This is a genomic window from Streptomyces sp. NBRC 110028, assembly GCF_001417735.1.
Lineage (GTDB): Bacteria > Actinomycetota > Actinomycetes > Streptomycetales > Streptomycetaceae > Streptomyces.
In genome coordinates, this window is record NZ_BBUZ01000094.1 from 1 (window position 1) to 3,748 (window position 3,748).

Below are 3,748 nucleotides of genomic sequence, written 5' to 3' on the forward strand. Positions count from 1 at the left end.
GTCCATGCGTTCGCCAGCGCCCTCGCAGAACTCCACACCAGTGGGGGCGATGTCGACTGGGCACCCTGGTTCCCCGCCAGCCCGGCGCCACGGCTCGTCGCGTTGCCGACGTACGCCTTCCAGCACCAGCGGTTCTGGCTCGCCCCACCCGATGGCCGTAACAGCGGTGCCGGTGTGGGGGCGGACCCTGCCGAGGCACAGCTGTGGCACGCCATCGAGGAGCTGGACGTCGACGCCCTCACCAACGCGCTCCAGTTGGAGAAGGACGGCCCCGGCATCGACGCGCTCCTGCCCGCCCTCCCAATCCTGTCGGCTTGGCGGCGTCAGCACCGCGAGCAGGCGGTCATCGACTCCTGGCGCTACCGGACCGCCTGGCAGCAGCTGCCCGACTCCCCCACGGCGGCCCTGAGCGGTTCCTGGCTGGTGGTTGTCCCCGTCGGTCAGGAGGACCACGCCGCGGTCCAGACCGTCGTGCAGGCGCTTCAGGTCCATGGAGCCACGGCGTCCCTCCATGCACTCCCTTCGGAGGAGTCACGTCGCGATGTTCTCACCGAGCGGCTGACGCAACTCGCCGAAGACGCCCCGGTCTCAGGTGTGCTGAGCCTGCTCGCCCTGGACACGGCGGCGCACATTGGACACTCCGCCGTCCCTACCGGACTCATCGGTACGGTCACACTGCTCCAGGCACTCGGCGACACCGGTAGCACCGCTCCCCTCTGGTGTCTCACGCAGGGCGCGGTCGCCGCCGGCCGTACGGATCCGCTCCCCCACCCGGCCCAGGCCCAGGTCTGGGGGCTGGGCCGGGTCGCCGCTCTTGAACACCCACAACGTTGGGGTGGGCTCATCGATTTGCCCACCACCATGACCCACCACACCGCCGGCCGGCTGGCCGCCCTGCTGGTCCCGGGACAGCCCGAGGACCAGGTCGCGATCCGCACCACCGGCACCTACGCCCGCCGCCTCGGGCATGCCGCTCCCGGACCGTTCGCGAACCCGGCGCCCTGGCAGGCGACTGGTACGACGCTGATCACCGGCGGCACCGGCGGGCTCGGCGCCCACATCGCACGCTGGCTCGCCCGTGAGGGCGCACCGCACCTCCACCTCATCAGCCGGTCCGGCCCCGACGCCCCCGGGGCCGACCAGCTCAGCGAAGAACTCACCGCGCTGGGCGCCTCGGTCACCATCACCGCGTGCGACGTCTCGAACCGGGACGCGTTGCAGCACCTCATCGACTACATCCCCGCCGAACACCCTCTGACCACCGTCATCCACGCCGCCGGAACCATGGATCTCGGCCCGATCGCCGAGCTGGACCCCGAGCGGCTGCAGTACGTGCTGCACTCCAAGGCGCTGGCCGCCACCCATCTGCACGAGATCACCCGGGACCTCGGTCTCGACACCTTCGTACTCTTCTCGTCGAACGCCGCGACCTGGGGCAGTGGGCAGCAGGCCGCCTACGCCGCGGCGAACGCGTACCTCGACGCTCTCGCCGAACACCGCCGTGCCCAGGGGCTCCCCGCCACCAGCATCGCCTGGGGACCCTGGAGCGACGCGGGCATGGCCGCCGATGAGAACACGCTCTCTCACCTCAGGCGGCGCGGCCTCTCTCCGCTGACCATCGATCTCGCCATCAAATCCCTGCACCACGCCCTGACGTACGACGACACCACCGTCACGGTGGCCGATGTCGATTGGGAGAGGTTCTGCAGCGCCTTCACGGCGCAGCGCCCGAGCCCGTTCCTCACCCCGATGATGGCCCCCGCCGTCGAGGACACCACCCCCATCGCTTCCGCCGCCGCTGCCACTCCGCTGCGGCAGCAGCTCACCGCAGCCACGGCGGACCAACAGCAGCAGCTCCTGGTGCGCCACGTCCAGACCCTCGCCGCCACCGTCCTCGGCCATCCCGGCGTCGACGCGGTCACGCCCACACAGCCCTTCCAGGAACTCGGATTCGACTCGCTCACCGCCGTCGAACTGCGCAATCAGCTCGTCGCCACCACCGGTCTGGAACTCGCCCCCGCCCTCGTCTTCGACCACCCCACGCCGAGTGCGCTCGCCACGTACCTACGTGCTGAACTCACCGGCCAGACGCCCACTGTCAGCACCCACACACCCTCCATGGCCGCTGATGACGAACCCATCGCGATCATCGGCATGGCCTGCCGCTACCCCGGCGGGGTGCGCTCCCCGGAGGAGCTGTGGAAGTTGGTCGCCGAGGGCCGGGACGCCGTCGCTGCGATGCCCACCGACCGGCACTGGGACCTTGACACGCTCTTCGATCCCGATCCGGAGCGTCTGGGCACCAGCTACGCGCGGGAGGGCGGTTTCCTGTACGACGCGGCCGCGTTCGATGCGGCGTTCTTCGGCATCAGCCCGCGCGAAGCGCTCGCCATGGACCCCCAGCAGCGACTGCTCCTCGAAACCGCATGGGAGACCTTCGAAAGCGCCGGAATCGACCGTGACGCGCTCAGCGGCAGTAACACCGGCGTCTTCGCGGGGGGCACCTACCAGGGCTATGGCGCGGTCGGAAGTTCGTCGGCCCAGGAGGTCGAGGGTTATCTCCTCGCGGGCGGCACCCCGAGCGTGATGTCCGGGCGGGTGGCGTACACCTTCGGTCTGGAGGGACCGGCGGTGACGGTGGACACGGCGTGCTCGTCGTCGCTGGTGGCGATGCATCTGGCGGCTCAGGCGCTACGGCAGGGCGAGTGCACTCTCGCCCTGGCCGGTGGCGTGACGGTGATGGCCACCCCCACCACCTTCATCGAGTTCTCCCGGCAGCGCGGGCTGGCCGCCGACGGGCGTTGCAAGCCCTTCGCCTCCGCGGCCGACGGCACGGGCTGGGGTGAAGGAGCCGGTCTTCTGCTGCTGGAGCGGTTGTCGGACGCCCGGCGCAACGGCCACCGCGTACTGGCACTCGTACGGGGCTCGGCGGTCAACCAGGACGGCACGAGCAACGGACTGACGGCACCGAACGGCCCCTCCCAGCAACGGGTCATCGGCCAGGCCCTCGCCAACGCCCGGCTGTCGCCCCCCGAGGTCGACGTGGTGGAGGGGCATGGAACCGGGACCACCCTCGGCGACCCGATCGAGGCCCAGGCGCTGCTGGCCACGTACGGACAGAACCGACCGGACGACCAGCCCCTGTGGCTCGGCTCCATCAAGTCCAACATCGGCCACACCCAGGCGGCTGCCGGGGTGGCCGGTGTGATCAAGATGGTGATGGCGATGCGGCACGGGCTGCTGCCCGCCTCGCTGCACATCGACGAGCCGAGTCCGAACGTGGACTGGACGGCTGGTGACGTACGGCTGCTGACCGAGCCCGTCCCCTGGCCGCAGGCCGAACGGTCACGCCGCGCGGGTGTGTCCTCCTTCGGCATCAGCGGCACCAATGCTCACGTGATCGTGGAACAGGCCCCGGACACGCCACAGGCCACAGCACGGGGCGCGGAGGCCGACGGGGTCGTGCCGTGGGTGGTGTCGGCGAGGAGTACGGAGGCACTGCGCGGCCAGGCGGCGGCACTGCTCGACCGGGTGACGGCGGACGACGACGTATCGCCGGTGGAGGTCGGCTGGTCACTGCTGAAGACCCGCTCGCTCTTCGACCACCGAGCCGTCATCGTCGGCGCAAGCCAGGAAGAGCTGACGGCGGGCTTGCAGGCCCTGGCCATCGGTGCACCGCACGCCAGGGTGATGCACTCCGAGGACACCCCGACCGCGCCAGGTCAGACGGTGTTCTTGTTCAGCGGTC

General features: G+C 70.5%; 1 protein-coding gene. It reads left to right on the forward strand.

The features are described 5' to 3' along the window. The coding region (locus ASC60_RS38395) for an SDR family NAD(P)-dependent oxidoreductase (protein WP_159043430.1) at positions 1 to 3,748 on the forward strand (3,748 nt) is incomplete at both ends.